We start from the raw sequence: 17,429 nt of genomic DNA, 5'->3' as shown, positions 1-17,429 counted from the left end.
CATTAATGCTAAGGATCTATAATACATTAACTCAAGAAAAAGACGTATTTAAGCCAATTAAGTCAAGAACAGTTGGTATGTATGTCTGTGGTCCAACAGTATATAACTATATTCATATTGGAAACGCGCGTAGTATTGTTGCATTTGATACTATTCGTCGTTACTTTGAATATTGTGGTTACCAAGTGAATTACATTTCTAATTTTACGGATGTTGATGATAAATTAATTAATGAAGCTAAAGAAGAAAACAGTACAGTAATGGATATTGCTAACAAGTACATTGAAGCCTACAAAGAAGATGTGGCTGCTTTGAACGTTGAACCAGCAACTGTTAATCCAAGGGCTACTGATAATATTGATGGAATTATTCAATTCGTAAAAGAATTGGTTGATGATGGTTATGCATATGCTGTTGACGGAGATGTTTACTATCGAGCAAGAAAGTTCAATGATTACGGTCATTTATCACACCAAAGCGTAGATGATTTGGAATCAGGAGCTAGCCAACACGTGTCAGAAGAAGAACTTTCTAAGAAAGAAGATCCAATTGATTTTGTTTTATGGAAGTCTGCTAAACCAGGCGAAATCTCATGGGATTCACCATGGGGTAAAGGTCGTCCTGGCTGGCACATTGAATGTTCAGTAATGTCTACCAAGTACTTGGGTAATACAATCGATATCCATGGTGGTGGGGAAGACTTGAAGTTCCCTCATCATGAAAACGAACGTGCACAAAGTGAGGCCAAGACTGGTGAAAAGTTTGTTAACTATTGGATGCACAATGGTTTTGTTACCGTTGGTGATGAAAACGAAAAGATGAGTAAGTCACTAGGTAACTTTGTGACTGTTCACGATATCGTTAAGAAGGTTGATCCTCAAGTAGTAAGATTCTTGATGTCAACTACACAATACCGTCGTCCAATTCAATACAACGAAACTAATTTACAGGCTGCAGAAAACAACCTAAACAAGTTAAGAAATGCTTACAATAACTTGAAGTATCGTCTAAGCGATGCAACAGATATTATTGATATGAAACTAGAACAAGAAATCAGACAAATTCAAGCAGATTTCCAAGATGCGATGGATGATGATTTCAATGCACAAAACGGAATTGATTGTGTATACGAACTAGCTAAACTTGGTAACATGTATGCGCAAAGACCTGAAGTAGGTAAGGATACTGTTAACCTAATTATTGAAAAGCTAGAAAAGATGGCTTCTATTTTTGGTGTTGTCTTCAAGGAAGAAACACTAGATGACGATTCAGTTCAAGCATTGATTGATGAACGTAACGAAGCTAGAAAGAACAAGGACTTCGCAAGAAGTGACGAAATTAGAGATCAACTACGAGACCAAGGGATTATCCTAGAAGATACTGCTCAAGGTACTCGTTTCAGAAGGGAATAAATGATGGAAAACCAGAACGTGGATTATAAACAGTTAAATGGAATTGCATTAGCATATCTTGGCGATTCAGTTTACGAAGTGTTCGTAAGAAAACACCTTTTAAACTTAGGGATTACTAAGCCTAACCGCCTACAAAAGGCAGCTAGAAAGTACGTGTCAGCAAAGGCTCAAGCAGCATTAATCGATTTGATGATTGAAGACGACATCCTAACAGATGAAGAGGATGCAGTGTTCAAGAGAGGTCGTAATGCTAAGAGTTACACACATGCTAAGAACACTAGCGTTTTGACTTACCGCCATTCAACTGGTTTTGAAGCCATGATGGGGTATCTTTCATTAAGCAAACAAGATGACCGTTTAGAAGAACTATCTAACTGGTGTATTGAACAAGTCGATGCTGGGAGGCCAAAATATGAAGACTAATGACCAAAGTGAATTTATAATCGGACGCCATCCGGTTGTTTCCGCTCTAAGAGGAAAGCAAGAAATCAACAAGGTTTTCCTACAAAATGGAATCAAGAAAGACGAAAAAAGTGTTGAAGAAATCATTAAGCTAGCTAAGCAAAAGCACCTAGTAATTTCAACTGTGCCAAAGCAAAAGTTAGACTTACTTTCAGATAATCAAAACCACCAAGGGGTGGTTTTATCAATCTCACCATACAAGTACGCAACCATTGATGAATTATTTGAAAACTCAGCAAAACAAGATGTACCACCATTCTTTTTAATTCTTGATAACATTGAAGATCCTCACAACTTGGGTTCAATTATCAGAACAGCCGACGCTGCTGGTGTTACTGGTGTGATTATTCCAAAGCACCGTGCCGTTGGTTTAACATCAACAGTTGCTAAGACATCTGCTGGTGCCATTGAAAGAATTCCAGTTGCTAGAGTGACTAACCTAGTTAACACTGTGAACGACTTAAAACAACAAGGCGTTTGGGTATTTGGAACTGACGTTAAAGGTGCAGATTACCGTCGTTGGGATGCCAAAGGACCAGTTGCCGTAATCATTGGAAACGAAGGTAAGGGAATTTCACCACTTCTAAAGAAGAACGTAGACGAAATGCTAACCATTCCAATGGTTGGTCAACTACAAAGTTTAAATGCCAGTGTTGCTGCTAGTTTATTAATGTATCAAGCTTATAATTCAAGAAATCCACTATAAGAAGGATTAAGCCAATGAAAAAACAACTATTATTAATCGATGGATATAACGTCATCGGAAATTGGCCTGAATTGAATAAGTTAAAGCTAGATAATCGTTTGGCAGATGCCAGGGATGAATTGATTAATATTATTTCTGAATATAAAAAATATCGCGACTTGGATATGAAGATTATCTTCGATGCGATGTATGTCCCTGGTTTATCAAAGAAAGATAAAAAGCATAACTTAGACATCGTTTGGACTAACAAAGATGAAACAGCTGATAGTTATATCGAAGCATATGCTAGACAAAAGCAATCTAGATTTGTTCAGGTAGTCGTAGTAACATCTGACCAAGCCGAACAATGGACTGTTTTTTCAGCAGGGGCTTTGAGAATATCAGCACGAGAATTGCTTCGAGATGTTGAACGTTCAAAACGTGAGATTAAGACGCAGGTTCGTAGTTATACTAATCAATTAACTGGTCGTCGAACTCCTTGGTCTAATGATCAGTTATTGAGACTGGAAAAGCTAAGAGATAATTTAACAAATGATTAAAAGCTATATATATTTATACCGATTCGGTGAAATATAAATGAACAAATATTCGCTTGTTTATGATTATGTAACTATATAAATTATTTTATGTAATTATAATCAGAGGTGAATAGGTAATGAGATTTGACCAAAATAATATTGATATAGAATTAATTCTTGATTTTAAAGAAACAGGCAATGAAGAGTCACTGCAAAAGCTGTTTGATAAATACAAGCCGTTGGTTAATAAAGTGTGGCGTAATTATTACTTGCACGATATGGACATCGACGACTGGTATCAAGAATCAATGCTAGTAATGGTAAAAAACATTCGTAATTATGATGAAAACCATAAAGCGACATTTGGAACGTTATACCAAATTAGTTTAAAGAATCATCTATATGACATCTTAAGAAAAAGAAAAGCCAAAAAGCGGATGCCAGTTGATAAAATGGTTTCATATAATGCTAACGAGTTATACTTTCAAAACAGCTTGAAGGATAGAATCTTTTTAACACCAGATCAATCAATGAATATCAAGATTTGCTATGAAGAGTTGATTGCTAGACTATCACCTCTTGAATCGGAAATTGCATTTTGCTATCTAGAAGATTTGATTAATGAAAATAATTTTTCAATCGATAGATTAAAACTGGCTTTAGCAAGACATCCAGAGAACGCTACTAATATAATTGATAATTGTATTGCTAGGGTCAAAAATAAGTTAAAAAAGATTGTAAAAAAGGTCTATGACTAGCTATTAGCATAAATTGACTATCAAAAATATAAATGCTATTATGAATTTATTCAAAAGGGGGATGTATATGATGTCACAGAATAAAGTTGCTTTACAATGTGAGGTCTGCGGATCCCGTAATTACACAACCTCAGTGGGTAATAACCATGACAATCGATTAGAAGTAAAAAAATACTGTAAACATTGTGGCAAGGCTACGATGCATAAAGAAACACGTTAGTGGAGGAAAACTATGAAATTATTTAAGTTCTTTAAGAGTGTTGGTACTGAAATGAAACTAGTTGTTTGGCCTAATGGTCACCAAACTAGAATTGACACTACCATCGTAGTATCAATGTCAATTATCTTTGCAATCTTCTTTGCAATTGTTGACTGGGCAATTCAATCAGGATTACTATACCTATAATTTACTGTTTTAAATTATAGTAAATAGTGATATTATAATAGGTAGTTTGAAACTTCGTGAGTGCGGAGTTTTTTTATTTTGCAAAAAATCATAGAGGGAGCTAATTTTAATGGAATCAGCAGAAAAGCAATGGTATGTTATTCATACTTACTCAGGATACGAAAACAAAGTTAAGGCTAACCTTGATTCACGTAAAGAATCAATGGGTATGTCAAACTTTATCTTTAGAGTAGTTGTTCCGGAAACAGAAGAACACGAAGTTAAAGATGGTGTAGACAAGGCTAAGATGGAAAAGACTTTCCCTGGTTATGTACTAGTAGAAATGGTTATGACTGACGAAGCATGGTACATCGTTAGAAATACTCCAGGTGTTACTGGATTTATCGGATCACATGGTCAAGGAAGTAAGCCAACTCCATTGCTACCAGATGAAGTAGAACTAGTTCTAAGTCGTCTTGGCGTTTCTCAAGAAAAGCAAGAATTGGATGCTGAAGTGGGAGACACAATTACTATTATTGACGGTGCCTTTGCTGATCTTTCAGGTAAGGTTATCGAAAAAGATGACGAAAAAGGTAAGTTGAAGGTTAATATTGATATGTTCGGTCGTGCAACTACTGCTGAATTAAACTTTAACCAAGTACAACCAATTAGATAAAAATTTGGGTTGTTAAAAATATTTAAACGTGATATATTATTTGTTGTATGTTTACGCATACTTAAGTGGGAGGAGAAATCTCATCTCCAATTTTTACCACACACGGACTTAAGGAGGTATGTCTCGTGGCTAAAAAAGTAGCTAACGTAGTTAAATTGCAAATTCCTGCGGGTAAAGCAACACCTGCTCCTCCAGTTGGACCTGCATTGGGTCAAGCTGGTATTAACATTATGGGATTCACTAAGGAATTCAACGCTCGTACTGCTGATCAAGCAGGATACTTGATTCCAGTTGTGATTTCTGTATATGAAGATCGTTCATTCGATTTCATTACTAAGACACCACCTGCTTCAATTCTATTGAAGAAGGCTGCTGGTGTTGAACATGGTTCCGGTGAACCAAACACTAACAAGGTTGCTAGTGTAACTAAGGACCAAGTTAAGGAAATCGCCGAAACTAAGATGAAAGATCTAAACGCAGCTGATGTTGAAGCCGCAATGCGTATGATCGAAGGTACTGCACGTAGTATGGGATTCACTGTTGAAGGTTAATTCAACAATCATTTCTATACTGTAGTACCATAACACCTATTATTTAGGTGTTATGTGGGAGGTTTATCCGTTACAACCACAATTGCAAGGAGGAAAACACAGATGGCTCAAAAAAGAGGTAAAAAGTATCAAGATGCTTTAAAACAAGTAGACCGTAACAAGGCTTACTCAGTTGAAGAAGCTGTTGATCTTGTAAAGAAAATTGATTTTGCTAAGTTCGATTCAACTGTTGAAGTTGTATTTAACTTAAATGTTGACACTAAACAAGCTGATCAACAATTACGTGGTGCTGTTGTCTTACCAAACGGTACAGGTAAAGACCAAAAAGTTGTTGTATTTGCTAAGGGTGACAAGGCTAAGGAAGCTGAAGAAGCCGGCGCTGACTTTGTTGGTGAAGCAGACCTAGCTGAAAAAATCCAAAACGGTTGGTTAGACTTTGATGTTGCTATCGCAACACCAGACATGATGGCTCAAGTTGGTCGTCTAGGTCGTGTTCTTGGACCAAAGAACTTAATGCCAAACCCTAAGACTGGTACAGTTACTATGGATGTTAAGAAGGCCGTATCTGATTCTAAATCAGGTAAGGTTACTTACCGTACTGACCGTGACGGAAACGTTGCTGTTATCATCGGTAAGTCATCATTCGATGCTGACAAGCTAGTTGGTAACTTCAAGGCTATTGAAGACTTGATCGTTAAGAACCGTCCAGCTTCAGTTCGTGGTACTTACATCAGTAACCTATCAGTTTCAACAACCTTTGGACCTGGTGTAAAGGTTGATCTAGAATCATTCTAAAGTTAAGTAATTAATTTGGAATTTGAAAATCCCTATTGACCAAAGTTTATATATATAGTAAACTACTATTTGTTATAAAAATTGATATCTACCTAAGACTTGGGTGGTACTTGTACCTTAATATCCCAACGAGGACACTTAAAACGGTTTCTCTATGTCTAGGTGGCATAGGGATTTTTTATTAAATCCCAAAAAATATTGGGAGGTGAAACAATGCCAAAGAAAGAAGTAATCGACGCTAAAGCTAAACGTGTAGAAGCTGTTACAGAACAATTCAACAATGCTACTACTGCTATTGTTGTTAACTACCGTGGTTTAAACGTTGCTGAAGTAACTGACCTACGTAAGCAATTACGTGATGCAGGTGTTTCATTCAGTGTTATCAAGAATAACATTGCTGTACGTGCATCTAAGGAAGCAGGTTACGAAGAATTAGGTGACTTATTCAAGGGTCCTACTGCTGTAGCATTCTCTGATGAAGATCCTATTGCTCCAGCTAAGGTATTAAAGCATTTTGCTGATAACACTGATGCTGTTGAAATCAAGGGTGGTATTCTTGAAAACAAGATTGCTACTCTACAAGAAATTGATGAATTCGCTTCATTACCAAGTCGCGACGAATCAATCTCTATCCTTGCAAGCATGTTACAATCACCTGTTCGCAAGTTTGCTATTGCTGTTAAAGCAGTTGCAGAAAAGGGCGATGGCGACGCAGCCTAAGCTCATAATATAAAATTATAACTATCCAAATTGGAGGAAATTAAAATGGCTTTTGATAAAGATAACATTATTGAACAAATTAAAGAAGCTTCAATCACTGACCTAAACGACTTAGTTAAGGCAATTGAAGAAGAATTCGACGTTACTGCTGCTGCAGCTGTTGCTCCAGCTGCTGGTGGTGCTGATGGTGCTGCTAAGGACTCATTCACTGTAGAACTAACTTCTGCTGGTAGCCAAAAGGTTAAAGCAATCAAGGTTGTACGTGAAATCACTGGTCTAGGTCTAAAGGACTCAAAGGACTTAGTTGATGGTGCTCCTTCAGTAATTAAAGAAGACGCTAAAGAAGACGAAGCTAACGACATCAAGGCAAAACTTGAAGAAGTTGGTGCAGAAGTTACTCTTAAGTAATTTCCCTTTAAAAGAACGTGTGATTTATCACACGTTCTTTTTTTGTACATATTTTGATATAAAGCCTTGTGCCAACAATTATTAATTGAGATAATAGTAGTAATAAGATTTATGGAGGAAACATAATTGAAAGCTTTATTTAAGAAATGTGGAGATTGGATCAATCGACATATGACTTTGGTAAAAGTCTTATTCGTGATATTCGTTTTAGCCGTTGTTGTACACGTTATCTTCTCTGTTTCAAAGGAAATTAGTGGAAGACAAATGGCTGAAAGTTTTTCAAGACTATCACCAGTGTCGATTGTTATCATGATAATTTTGGGATTTATCGCAGTTTCACCGATGTTAATATATGATTTTACAATCGTTGATTTTCTACCGGGTAAGTTTAAAAAATCATATATTATAAAGACAGGGTGGATTACCAATACACTTACTAACATCGCCGGTTTTGGTGGTGTGTTAGGTGCAAGTATGCGTTCTAGTTTTTACAGTGAAAACGCAACTAAAAAACAAATATTATATGCAATCTCTAAGATTGTTATTTTCTTATTAGCCGGACTATCCACATACTGTTGGGTAGCAATTATCATGATGTTTAGTTTCGGTTTTGGAACTAATAGTCATGATTGGTGGTGGTGGATTGTACTAGTCCTTGGTGGACTATATTTCCCAATTTTATTTGTCATCACACGATTAAATGATTCTGACTATTTCAAAGATTTAACCGCTAAACTAGAAATCCAATTAATTGTTGGATCATGTCTAGAATGGTTAGGTTGTGCTGGATTATTCATGGCAATTGGTGCATTTATGCATCAACCAATTAATCTACTAGCCGTATTTCCAGTATTCGTTGTTGCAAACGTAGTAGGGGTTGCTTCATTAGTTCCTGGGGGACTTGGAAGTTTTGAAGGAACAATGCTAGTTGGATTAATGTTCATTGGTGTTAGACCAAGTGATGCAGCAGTATGGTTAATCCTATACCGTGCTTTCTACTACATTTTCCCAGTGTTCTTGGGAATTATTTTCTTAGTAGTGGATGTATTCCAACGTTTCAACAACTTCTTAGATGGTATTCCAAAGCTAATTCTACAAAGATTAGCTCACATGTTTATCACTATTTTCATGTACTTCTCAGGAATCATGATGCTACTACTAGCCGTTATTCCTAACTTAGTGCTAGTTAATAGATTCTATATATCACTGGAACCTTATTCGTTCTACTTCTTAGATCAACTAAGTACTGTTATCGTGGCATTCCTATTAATTGGTTTTGCGCGTGGATTTGGTTCAAAGGTGAAGAAGGCATTCTGGCCAACAGCGGTCATTTTAGTAATTGCCTTATGGAACACACTTTGGAAGGAAGACTTCCCAACCAACATGGTAGTTATGTCCGTAATTCTACTAGGATGTTTATGGTTAAGTTACAAGGTATTATACAGACAAAAGTTCACATATTCATGGGGACATGCGTTAATTGATTTGCTAATATTCGTTAGTGCGTTTGTCGTATACTTAATCATTGGTTTACTAACAAACTTCAAGTTTGCGGTATTCCACTGGACTAACTCATACCTATTACCATCACCTCAAGTGTGGTTTGCAGGTCTATTAGGATTGATTTTAGCTTTCCTAATCTTAGTTCTAACTTTCCGTTTCTTATCATACTCAAAGGTTGATTGGTTAAACCAACCTTTTGATGGCGATAGAGTATCTAACGTTATTAATGAATTTGGTGGAAACGAAGTAAGTCACTTAGCTTATGTTCGTGATAAGAGCATCTACTTCTACCAAGAAGATGGTAAAGACCAACTATTCTTCATGTACAAATGTCGTGCTAACAAGATTATGATCATGGGTGAACCGATTGGTAACATGGATAAACTTGAAGATGCAATCGATAAGTTCATCGAAGATAGTGACAACATTGGTTACTCACTTGTTTTCTATGAAATCGGTGAAGAACTAACAATGTTACTTCACGAAAAAGGATTTAGTTTTACCAAGGCAGGGGAAGAAGGTCACGTGGCCTTAGATACATTCTCAATTGCCGGTAAGAAGCATCGTGGTGAAAGGGCCTTGATGAATAAATTCGACCGTGACGAATACAAATTTGAAATTATTCAACCACCATTCTCAACATCATTCATTGATGAATTGAGAGAGGTATCTGACAACTGGTTGAAGGGTAAACCTGAAAAGGGATTCTCATTAGGATACTTTGACAGTTACTACCTAAACCAAGCACCAATTGCTGTAATGAAGGATAAGGACAACAAGGTTGTTGCCTTCGCCAACATCATGCCAACTGGTGACCATGAAATGACATCAATTGATTTGATGAGATCAAGCGAAGATGCACCATCAGGAATAATGGATGGAATCTTCATTAACTTGTTCAACTATGTAAAAGATGAAGGATATAAGTATTTCAACCTTGGAATGGCTCCATTATCAAACGTTGGTGAATCAAGATATAGTTTTATTGACGAAAAGATTTCTAACTTAATCTACAAGTACGGAACTGCATTCTACAGTTTCCAAGGATTAAGATCTTACAAGGAAAAATACGTTAGTGAATGGACACCTAAGTACATCTCATACCGTCGTGGAAACTCACTAGTATTCACCATGCTTCAATTGCTAGTGTTGGTAAATGAACATGTTGATGACACACCATGTGAAAAGAAATCAATTTGGAAGAGATTATTCAAAAAATAGGCCATTTTAGCCAACTTAAATAGAGTAAATAAAAATACCCGATATAGATATTAATAATTCTGTATCGGGTATTTTTTTGCATCTAGAGGAATAAAAAAAGGGTGAAGTAATTAAACTTCATCCTCTTTTTATTTATGATTATTTGTTATCTTTTGGATACCAAATCTTGTAATCGTCATCCTTCATAGCTTCAACTTCACCTAGACGGTAACCGTTACCGACTTGTGAGAAGAAGTCATGGTTAGCTGTTGATGTTGAGATACCATTCATAACGATTGGGTCAACGTCTTCAGCATTATCAGGGAATAGTGGATCTTGACCTAAGTTCATAAGTGCCTTGTTAGCATTGTATCTGATGAACTTCAATACGTCGTCAGTCCAACCAACTTGGTCATATAGAATGTGAGTGTATTTTTCTTCGTTTTCGTATAAGTCATACAAGAAGTTGTACATCCAATCCTTTAGGTCTTGTTGTTCGTTTCCACCTAATTGATTGAAACCAAGTTGGAACTTGTAACCAATGTAAGTTCCGTGAACAGATTCATCACGAAGAATTAACTTAATGATTTCGGCAACATTCGGCAACTTGTTGTGACCTAAGTACCATAGTGGGGTGTAGAAACCAGAGTAGAATAAGAAGGTTTCTAGGAATACACTTGAAATCTTTTTCTTCAATGGGTTTGAATCATCATGATATAAGTCATAAATCTTCTTAGCCTTGTTTTGAAGGAATTCTTCTGAATCACTCCAGTCAAAAATTTCTGATATTTCGTCAGGAGTGTTTAGAGTAGAAAAGATTGATGAGTAACTCTTAGCATGGACGGATTCCATGAATTGAATGTTGTTTAAAACAGCAGTTTCGTGTTGAGTGGCAACATCTTTTCTAAGTGCGGCCATACCATCTTGTGATTGTAGTGTATCAAGTAAAGTTAGACCACCAAAGACATGACCAACTAGCCATTTGTGATCGTCATCTAACGTTCTCCAATCAGCTAAATCGTTAGATAAAGGGATTCTAGTATCTAACCAGAATTGTTCGGTTAGTTTTTCCCATGTCGCTTTATCAATTTGGTCGCTTACAGCATTCCAGTTGATAGCTTTGTAATTATCCATTGTATAAATTCTCCTAACTAATTAGATTGAACAACTTTCACATTCGTTAACACCGACTTCTTGGTTATCATCAGTGTAAGTTCTGACATAGTATAGTGACTTAATGCCTTTAGCGTGAGCGTAGTTACGTAGGATAGTTAAATCACGAGTAGTCATTTTATCAGTTCTACCGTTCTTCCATTCGTATAGACCTTCAGGAATTGTTGAACGCATGAATAGAGTAAGACTCATACTTTGATCAACGTGTTTTTGAGCAGCAGCGTAGGTATCAATAACTTTTCTCATGTCAATGTCATAGGCTGACTTGTAGTACTTAAGAGTTTCGTTTGATAGGTATGGAGCTGGGTAGTAAATCTTACCAGTCTTTGATTCATATCTTTCTTCGATACGACTAATGATAGGATGCAAACTAGCAGTTGAATCATTAATGTATGATATTGAACCGTTTGGTGCAACAGCCATTCTGTTTTGGTGGTATAAACCATCCTTCATAACAGCTTGTTTTAATTCTTCCCAATCGCTTTGGTTTGGAACAAAGATGCCATCGAATAGTTCTTTTACGCGGTCGGATTTTGGACCCCAGTCTTCGGTAGTGTATCTATCGAAGTATGACCCATCAGCATATTTACTCTTGTCAAAGTTGTGGAAAGTTTCGTTTCTTTCAGCAGCAATCTTGTTTGATGCAACTAAAGTCCAGTAGTTTAATAGCATGAAGTAAACACCAGTGAATTCAATTGCTTCGTCAGAACCGTATTCGATTTGGTTTTTAGCTAAGAAACTGTGAAGACCCATTCCACCAAGACCAATACTGTGTGATAGTGCGTTACCACGTTGGATTGATGGAACAACGTTGATGTCTGAATGATCAGTAACGAAAGTTAAGGCACGAACCATTGCGTCAACTGACTTACCAAAATCAGGGCTAGCCATTAAGTTAACGATATTAGTTGAACCTAAGTTACATGATACATCAGTACCAAGTTTTTCGTAGTGTTGTTCGTTATCAACAGTAGAAGGTTCTTGTACTTGCATGATTTCTGAACATAGGTTACTCATAACAATCTTACCGTCAATAGGGTTTTCCTTGTTAACAGTATCGATGTTAATGATGTAAGGGTAACCTGATTCTTGTTGTAATTTACTAATTTCGGTTTCTAGTTCACGAGCGTTAATCTTAGTCTTCTTGATTTCATCATTTGCGACCATGTTGTCGTATTCTTGGGTGATATCAACATATGAGAATGGAACGCCGTAAATTCTTTCAACATCGTATGGACTGAATAGGTACATTTCATCATCGTTTTGAGCAAGTTCATAGAACTTGTCAGGAACAGTAACAGCAAGTGAAAGAGTCTTAACACGAATCTTTTCGTCGGCGTTTTCTTTCTTAGCTGATAGGAATGAGATGATGTCTGGGTGGAATACGTTTAGGTAAACGGCACCAGCACCTTGTCTTTGTCCTAGTTGGTTTGAGTATGAAAAACTGTCTTCTAGAAGTTTCATAACTGGAACAACACCAGAAGCAGCACCTTCGATATGCTTGATTGGATCCCCTGCAGCACGTAGGTTAGAAAGGTTAATTCCAACACCACCACCAATACGTGATAGTTGTAGGGCTGAATTAATAGTTCTACCAATAGTGTTCATATCGTCAGTAGGTTGAATTAAGAAACATGATACGAACTCACCACGACGTTTTCTTCCGGCATTTAGGAAAGAAGGGGTGGCTGGTTGGTATCTTTGGTGAACAATTTCATCTGCTAAGTTCATAGCAAGTTCTTCATCACCATCAGCAAAGTATAGTGCGTTGATAGCAACACGATCGATGAATTGTTCTAGGTAGTAGTTACCATCATCAGTCTTTAGGGCGTATTGAGCATAGAATTTGTATGCAGCCATAAAAGATTTGAACTTAAAGTTTTGACTTTCCAAGTAGTCGTAGATTTTTTCAATAAATGAAAAGTCATATTTGTTAATGAATTCTTCTTCAAGGTAATCATTATCGATTAGAAAATCGAATTTTTCTTTTAGAGAACCAAACTTTTTAAGATTAGGTTCAACATTTTCTTTGATGAAGGCTTCAAGCGCTTCTTTATCTTTATTTAATTGAATCTTATCATCCTTAGGGATGTTAATTTCATTATTTAGGTCGTAATAGGTTACGTCCTTCAAATCTTTCAACGACATGCTTAAACCACTCTTTCATTAGTAAAATTAAACTTGAGAAAAAACAAGGCGAGACCATTAGCGGTTTCGCCAAAAACAACATTTTATATTATAATGAATAATACGTAATTTGAAATTAAGCTAGTTGGCTTAATTGATCTGGTCTAAATCCGGAAATTGAGTCAATACCATCTGCTTCTACAACTGGTAGTGACATGAATCCTTTTGATTTTAAGTATGAAACATATTCGGGTTCTTCGTTAATGTTTCTTTCGATAAAATCAATATCGTGTTCGCTTAAAAAGCGCTTAGTCATTTTGCATTGCATGCAATTATTCTTTGAGTATACAGTTACTTGTGCCATGGTATTGCTCCCTTTCTTTTGATGAAATATGTAAGATATTTCCCTTTAATTTATATATAAAAGTTTACACCAGAACAGAAAAAAATCAAATAAAAAAACACCATATTTAGTGGTTGAAATGTTCCTAATCTGCTAGATACAGTGTCTTAGCGAATTTGAAAAAATTTTTACGAGGATCTGATTTGAAATGAACGAATTTTATTATACACCTAATCCACATGTTGTACACGAACTTCATACATGGAATTTTGATTTATTAAATAACACATTGACCTTTACCACTGATAACGGGGTTTTCTCAAAAAGAACTGTTGATTTTGGTTCAAAAACTTTAGTAGAAAGTGTTAATTTTGATAAAATTCCAGACGGAAATGTACTAGATTTAGGATGCGGATATGGACCAATGGCGATTGCGTTAGCCAAGCATCATCCAAATAGAACATTCGAAATGGTAGACGTTAATAACCTAGCCTTAGAACTAGCTGTAAAGAATGCGGAACAAAATCATGTCTCAAATGTTTTGATTCATAATTCTAACGTCTATGAAAATGTCACTGATAAGTTTGCCGCGATTATTACCAATCCACCTGTAAGAGCAGGAAAGGATGTTGTTGATGGAATGATTTCTGGATCTATTGATCATTTATTACCAAACGGAACACTAACTGTGGTATTACAAAAGAAACAAGGGGCACCATCTGCTAAGAAATTAATGCAATCATTATTTGGTAATTGCGAAATTATCAAGAAGAACAAAGGTTATTATATATTGGAAAGTGTATTTAATGGATAAGACAAACGAATACTATATGAAAGAAGCTTTATTCGAAGCGAAAAAAGCATACATGATAAACGAGGTACCAATTGGGGCAATCGTTGTTAAAGACGGTGAGATTATCGGTAGAGGTCATAACCTTCGTGAGTTGAGCAACAATGCGTTGGATCATGCCGAAGTTGTTGCCATTGATGAAGCATGTCGACGTTTGCATAGTTGGCGATTGGAAGATTGTGATTTATATGTAACGATTGAACCATGTTTAATGTGCGCAGGAGCTATCATCAATTCTAGAATCAATAATGTTTATTATGGTGCTAATGATATTAAGGCGGGTGCCGCTGAAAGTCTATATCATGTGTTAGAAGATAGTAGACTTAATCATCAGGTTAATGTTTCAGGTGGTTTAATGGCTGATGATGCTAAGCATTTAATGAAGTCTTTTTTCAAAGCAGCACGTAAAAGAAGCAAAGAAGCCAAGAAAAAGAGAAATAAGCTTGAAAAATAATCCTGAATAAGTTAATATAATTATTGCCGTAAGGCCTTGAAGCAAAGTTGTGTTTACGAACCGTGTCAGATCCGAGAGGAAGCAGCACTAAGTATTCTACGCTTGTGCTTCTTGTTTTTTATACAAATAAACTCCTAGTCAAATGCTGGCTAGGAGATTTTTTTATCTATGATGTAAAAACGATAATGGAATAATTACTGAATAGAATATATAATGTAAGTAATTAGTTTTTTGAAAGGAAGTTTTCCATGAGTTACCAAGCTTTATACCGTGTATGGAGACCGCAACGTTTTGACGATGTGATTGGTCAAGATGTTATTACCACCACATTGAAAAATGCGATTGTCACCAATCAATTGAGTCATGCTTATTTATTTGCAGGTCCTAGGGGAACTGGAAAAACTTCCGCTGCGAAAATTTTGGCAAAGGCAATTAACTGTCCAAACCAAAAAGATGGGGAACCCTGCAACGAATGTGAAATTTGTGAAAGCATTACAAATGGAACGCTAAATGATGTTATCGAAATTGATGCGGCTTCAAACAATGGGGTTGAAGAAATTAGGGATGTCAGAGATAAGGCTAAGTATGCGCCAACTCAAGCAACCTACAAGGTATACATTATTGATGAAGTTCATATGTTATCAACAGGGGCTTTCAATGCATTACTAAAGACATTGGAAGAACCACCTGCACACGTTATCTTCATTCTAGCCACAACCGAACCACAAAAGATTCCGGCTACAATCATTTCACGTGTTCAACGTTTTGATTTTAAACGTATCACCGCAAATGACATCTTGGGCAGAATGGAATTCATTTTAAACGATAAAGAGATTGATTATGATGACAAGGCACTAAAGGTCATCGCCAAAGCAGCAGAAGGTGGGATGCGTGATGCCTTAAGTATCCTAGATCAAGTATTGTCATTTGGCTTTGATAAGGTGACTTACGAAAACGCATTGCAAGTAACTGGCAGCGTGACCAAGTCACTACTATCAAAATACCTAACCAATGTCGTGAACCACGATGTTAAGGATGCGCTATCAGATGTTAGACAAATGCTAGAATCTGGTAAAGATGCAGCAAGATTTGTTGAAGACTTAATCAAGTACTGCCAAGACATCTTGTTATACCAACAGTCACCTGAAATGGTCGAAGAATCAGAATTAGGTGTGATTAATGAAGAGTTCAAGAAACTAACGTCAATTGTGGATGCCCAAAGGGTTTACCGCATGATTGTTGACTTAAACGACATTCAAAACCAAATGAGATACACAATGCATCCAGACGTTTATCTAGATGTATTGACCGTTAAGTTATCAACCGACAACCAACAAGCTGCTAACCCAGCACAACCACAACCCGCTGTGCAAACTGCAAGTGCTTCAAATGTCGATAATCAATTGGTTCAACAATTGAAGAATCAAGTGGCTAGTTTACAAAAACAAGTCGAAGAACTAACCAAGAATGGCGTTGCTTCTAACAACGGCGGTAACTCCATTAGCGAACCTGCTAGGAGACCAGCTGCTAAGAAACCATCAGGTAGTTCAAGTAATGCTAGGGTTAACCTAACTAAGATTTATCCAGTCTTGGACAACGCTACCCGTCAAGATTTGACCAACATTCAAAACATTTGGGATGAATTATTGAGTGGACTAGACGTAACAAAGCGAGCATTGATGAATGTTTCTAAACCAGTGGCTGCCAGTCATGATGGTGTGGTTGTTTCATTTGAATATCCATTCTTATTCCAAAAGGCAAGTACTGATGAGGAACTACAAGATGCTTTAGGTAATGGATTGGACCGTATTTTAAGTTACGTTCCAGACTTTGTCTTTATCCCGGCTGAACAATGGCCTGAAATCAGAAAGGGTTACATCGTTGCCCAAAAGAATAGTGGTAAAGAAGTTCGAGAAGAATCTGAAAATTCAAGTGTTGAAAATTCAGACCAAAACGATGATAATAATAATGAAAAACAAGACAATGAACCCAAAATAGTTAAACAAGCAACACAACTTTTTGGTGAAGATATAATAGATGTAAAAGATGATTAAGGAGCTGTTATAGTTATGATGAACGGAATGAACATGGGAAAGATGATGAAACAAGTTAAGCAACTACAAAAGCAAATGGGTGCTGAACAAGAACAAATCAACAACACTGAATTTGTTGGAAAAGCCCCTGAAGACATGGTAGTTGTTACTTTCTCAGGTGACCGCAAGATGAAAGACATGAAGATTAAACCAGAAGCATTGGATCCAGAAGACCCAGACATGACTTCAGATTTAGTAATCAGTGCCGTAAACGATGCACTTGCACAAATCGAAAAGACTACTCAAGACTCAATGGGTAAGTACACTAAGGGAATGGGAATTCCAGGAATGTAAT

20 protein-coding genes, 1 other RNA gene and 1 other annotated feature are annotated in these 17,429 nt (G+C 36.5%); of the genes, 18 read left to right on the top strand and 3 right to left on the bottom strand.

Annotated elements, in window-relative coordinates; translation table 11 throughout:
- Positions 1–5 precede the first annotated feature (5 nt).
- The 13 genes from cysS to mprF all read left to right on the top strand — a co-directional run bounded on the left by cysS (position 6) and on the right by mprF (position 10,115).
- On the top strand, positions 6–1,412 hold the full coding sequence (gene cysS / locus KTJ72_RS04160) for a cysteine--tRNA ligase (protein WP_057197551.1): 1,407 nt from the start codon (positions 6–8) through the stop codon (positions 1,410–1,412).
- Complete coding sequence (locus tag KTJ72_RS04155) at positions 1,413–1,835, top strand: Mini-ribonuclease 3 (RefSeq protein ID WP_094750870.1); 423 nt, start codon at positions 1,413–1,415, stop codon at positions 1,833–1,835.
- Positions 1,825–2,580 carry a 23S rRNA (guanosine(2251)-2'-O)-methyltransferase RlmB gene (rlmB, locus tag KTJ72_RS04150; protein ID WP_034531897.1) on the top strand — a complete coding sequence of 252 codons (756 nt, stop codon included), beginning with the start codon at positions 1,825–1,827 and terminating at the stop codon, positions 2,578–2,580. Before KTJ72_RS04155 ends, rlmB begins: the two co-directional genes overlap by 11 nt.
- Positions 2,581–2,594: 14 nt before the next feature.
- Complete coding sequence (locus KTJ72_RS04145; RefSeq protein WP_053791535.1) at positions 2,595–3,119, top strand: NYN domain-containing protein; 525 nt, start codon at positions 2,595–2,597, stop codon at positions 3,117–3,119.
- A gap of 116 nt (positions 3,120–3,235) precedes the next feature.
- Positions 3,236–3,856 (top strand): sigma factor, encoded by a 621-nt coding sequence (locus KTJ72_RS04140; protein ID WP_217304201.1) that lies wholly within the window; start codon positions 3,236–3,238, stop codon positions 3,854–3,856.
- Between the two features lie 70 nt (positions 3,857–3,926).
- Entirely contained in the window at positions 3,927–4,076 is a 150-nt protein-coding gene (gene rpmG, locus KTJ72_RS04135) for a 50S ribosomal protein L33 (RefSeq protein ID WP_041152584.1), read from the top strand.
- A 12-nt stretch (positions 4,077–4,088) separates the two neighbouring features.
- Complete coding sequence (gene secE / locus KTJ72_RS04130) at positions 4,089–4,262, top strand: preprotein translocase subunit SecE (RefSeq protein ID WP_034531900.1); 174 nt, start codon at positions 4,089–4,091, stop codon at positions 4,260–4,262.
- Positions 4,263–4,371: 109 nt separating this feature from the next.
- Positions 4,372–4,917, top strand: coding sequence for a transcription termination/antitermination protein NusG (gene nusG / locus KTJ72_RS04125; protein ID WP_034531901.1), 546 nt, complete (start codon positions 4,372–4,374; stop codon positions 4,915–4,917).
- A 125-nt stretch (positions 4,918–5,042) separates the two neighbouring features.
- Entirely contained in the window at positions 5,043–5,468 is a 426-nt protein-coding gene (rplK, locus tag KTJ72_RS04120; RefSeq protein ID WP_034531902.1) for a 50S ribosomal protein L11, read from the top strand.
- Positions 5,469–5,570: 102 nt separating this feature from the next.
- Positions 5,571–6,263, top strand: a complete 693-nt coding sequence (rplA, locus tag KTJ72_RS04115) for a 50S ribosomal protein L1 (protein WP_034531903.1) — start codon at positions 5,571–5,573, stop codon at positions 6,261–6,263.
- A 73-nt stretch (positions 6,264–6,336) separates the two neighbouring features.
- Positions 6,337–6,452, top strand: a sequence feature (ribosomal protein L10 leader region).
- Positions 6,453–6,476: 24 nt separating this feature from the next.
- Entirely contained in the window at positions 6,477–6,983 is a 507-nt protein-coding gene (gene rplJ / locus KTJ72_RS04110) for a 50S ribosomal protein L10 (protein ID WP_034531904.1), read from the top strand.
- Between the two features lie 45 nt (positions 6,984–7,028).
- On the top strand, positions 7,029–7,391 hold the full coding sequence (gene rplL / locus KTJ72_RS04105; RefSeq protein ID WP_034531905.1) for a 50S ribosomal protein L7/L12: 363 nt from the start codon (positions 7,029–7,031) through the stop codon (positions 7,389–7,391).
- 126 nt (positions 7,392–7,517) lie between these two features.
- Positions 7,518–10,115 carry a bifunctional lysylphosphatidylglycerol flippase/synthetase MprF gene (mprF, locus tag KTJ72_RS04100; protein WP_217304200.1) on the top strand — a complete coding sequence of 866 codons (2,598 nt, stop codon included), beginning with the start codon at positions 7,518–7,520 and terminating at the stop codon, positions 10,113–10,115.
- A gap of 138 nt (positions 10,116–10,253) precedes the next feature.
- Here mprF and nrdF read toward each other — a convergent pair whose 3' ends face one another.
- From nrdF to KTJ72_RS04085, 3 genes are all read right to left on the bottom strand, one after another.
- Positions 10,254–11,228, bottom strand: coding sequence for a class 1b ribonucleoside-diphosphate reductase subunit beta (gene nrdF / locus KTJ72_RS04095; RefSeq protein ID WP_041152513.1), 975 nt, complete (start codon positions 11,226–11,228; stop codon positions 10,254–10,256).
- Between the two features lie 21 nt (positions 11,229–11,249).
- Positions 11,250–13,415: a class 1b ribonucleoside-diphosphate reductase subunit alpha gene (nrdE, locus tag KTJ72_RS04090; protein WP_041152514.1), complete on the bottom strand. Its 2,166-nt coding sequence runs from the start codon at positions 13,413–13,415 to the stop codon at positions 11,250–11,252.
- Between the two features lie 115 nt (positions 13,416–13,530).
- A complete protein-coding gene (locus KTJ72_RS04085) occupies positions 13,531–13,758 on the bottom strand; it encodes a redoxin NrdH (protein ID WP_034531908.1) in 228 nt (75 codons plus the stop codon).
- Positions 13,759–13,945: 187 nt separating this feature from the next.
- On the opposite strand from KTJ72_RS04085, the gene KTJ72_RS04080 reads away from it, so the two are divergent.
- The 5 genes from KTJ72_RS04080 (at position 13,946) to KTJ72_RS04060 (ending at position 17,428) form a co-directional block, all read left to right on the top strand.
- Positions 13,946–14,551 carry a class I SAM-dependent methyltransferase gene (locus KTJ72_RS04080; protein WP_041152515.1) on the top strand — a complete coding sequence of 202 codons (606 nt, stop codon included), beginning with the start codon at positions 13,946–13,948 and terminating at the stop codon, positions 14,549–14,551.
- Positions 14,544–15,041, top strand: coding sequence for a tRNA adenosine(34) deaminase TadA (gene tadA / locus KTJ72_RS04075; RefSeq protein WP_057197558.1), 498 nt, complete (start codon positions 14,544–14,546; stop codon positions 15,039–15,041). Before KTJ72_RS04080 ends, tadA begins: the two co-directional genes overlap by 8 nt.
- A gap of 27 nt (positions 15,042–15,068) precedes the next feature.
- An RNA gene (gene ffs / locus KTJ72_RS04070) (signal recognition particle sRNA small type) lies at positions 15,069–15,165 on the top strand.
- Between the two features lie 124 nt (positions 15,166–15,289).
- The gene (gene dnaX / locus KTJ72_RS04065; protein WP_217304199.1) at positions 15,290–17,095 is read left to right on the top strand and encodes a DNA polymerase III subunit gamma/tau; all 1,806 of its coding nucleotides are present in this window, start codon (positions 15,290–15,292) and stop codon (positions 17,093–17,095) included.
- Positions 17,096–17,110: 15 nt separating this feature from the next.
- A complete protein-coding gene (locus tag KTJ72_RS04060; RefSeq protein ID WP_034531912.1) occupies positions 17,111–17,428 on the top strand; it encodes a YbaB/EbfC family nucleoid-associated protein in 318 nt (105 codons plus the stop codon).
- The last annotated feature ends 1 nt before the right edge of the window (position 17,429 follow it).

Origin of the sequence: Apilactobacillus waqarii, assembly GCF_019061205.1 — a bacterium.
Classification (GTDB): Bacteria; Bacillota; Bacilli; order Lactobacillales; family Lactobacillaceae; genus Apilactobacillus; species Apilactobacillus waqarii.
The sequence above is the reverse complement of the archived record's forward strand: the minus strand, read 5'-3'. Positions and strand labels throughout refer to the sequence as shown.